Annotated in this window: 2 protein-coding genes; both read right to left on the bottom strand. The window is 73.8% G+C overall.

The annotated features are described in order from the left end of the window. Positions 1–11: 11 nt before the first annotated feature. Positions 12–1,082 (bottom strand): ParB/RepB/Spo0J family partition protein, encoded by a 1,071-nt coding sequence (locus AC0CYZ_RS01680; RefSeq protein ID WP_472211607.1) that lies wholly within the window; start codon positions 1,080–1,082, stop codon positions 12–14. Continuing rightward, the coding region (locus AC0CYZ_RS01675) for a ParA family protein (protein ID WP_472211604.1) at positions 1,079–1,472 on the bottom strand (394 nt) is incomplete at its 5' end. The genes AC0CYZ_RS01675 and AC0CYZ_RS01680, both read right to left, overlap by 4 nt.

Genomic DNA, 1,472 nt, shown 5'->3' with positions numbered 1-1,472 from the left:
GCTCCCGTGGATCACTCCGAGGGTGGCGGGGCCGAGAAGCCCTCTCGACCCATCAGACGCGCGATGCGCTCCAGATCCTCGACCGAGCCGAACTCGACGACGATCCGGCCCTTGCGCTGGCCCAGTTCGACCTTGACGCGGGTGTCGTAGGTGTCGGACAGCCGCTCCGCGAGGTCCTGGAGACCGGGGGCGTGCAGCGCCTTCCGCCCGGGGGAGCGGCGCTTGGCGGCCGAGGAGTCCTCCCCGCGCGCGAGGGTGACGGCCTCCTCCGCGGCGCGGACCGACATGCCCTCGGCGACGATGCGGGCCGCGAGCTCCTCCTGCGCGGCCGTGTCCTCGAGACCGAGCAGCGCGCGGGCGTGCCCGGCCGAGAGGATCCCCGCGGCCACACGGCGCTGCACCGCCACCGGCAGCCGCAGCAGCCGGATCGTGTTGGTGATGGCCGGCCGGCTGCGCCCGATGCGGTCGGCCAGCTGCTCGTGCGTCACGGCGAACTCGGTGAGCAGCTGCTGGTAGGCCGCGGCCTCCTCGAGCGGATTGAGCTGGACGCGGTGGATGTTCTCGAGGAGCGCGTCGCGCAGCAGGTCGTCGTCGGCGGTCCGCCGGACGATCGCCGGGATGTGGGTGAGGCCGGCCCGCTGCGCGGCGCGCCACCGACGCTCGCCCATGACGAGCTCGTGGGTGACCTCGACCCCGGCCTCGCCGGGCACCGCCTCGTCGAGCTCCCGCACGACGATCGGCTGGAGCAGCCCGAACTCGCGCACCGAGTGCTCGAGCTCCGCGAGCGCCTCCTCGTCGAAGACGGTGCGCGGCTGGCGCGGGTTCGCCCGGATCCCGTCGACGCGGACCTCGCGGTAGACCGCGCCCGCCACCGCACCGGCGTCCACGTCGGGGACGTCGTCGGGCACCGACGTCGGCCGCGGTGCCGTGCGCGTGGCCGCCGCGGAGCGCTGCCCGATCACGACGTCGGCCGCCCGGTTCCCGACCCCGGAGCGCGCCACGGAGGCGTCGGCGGGGTCGGGCGGTCCGGTCGGGATCAGCGCGGCGAGCCCGCGGCCGAGGCCGCCTCGACGTTCGGTCATCCGTGGTCCCCCGTGGTGCTCGCAGCGGCCGACTCGGTCCGTCGTTCGGCGACCGCGGCGCGCATGGCGAACTCGCGGGCCGCGTCCAGGTAGCTCATCGCCCCGCGGGATCCGGGGTCGTAGGTGAGCACGGTCTGCCCGAAGCCGGGCGCCTCGCTCACCTTGACGCTGCGGGGGATGACGGTGCGCAGGACGAGGTCGCCGAAGTGACTGCGGACCTCGTGCGTGACCTGGTCGGCCAGCTTCGTACGGCCGTCGTACATCGTCAGCAGGATCGTCGAGACGTGCAGCGTCGGGTTGAGGTGCGACTGCACCAGCCCGATGTTGTTGAGCAGCTGCGAGAGCCCCTCGAGCGCGTAGTACTCGCACTGGATCGGGATGAGCACCTCG

The organism is Actinomycetospora sp. (assembly GCF_055612215.1).
Note: the sequence above shows the minus strand (reverse complement) of the source record. Positions and strands in the feature narration are given on the sequence as shown.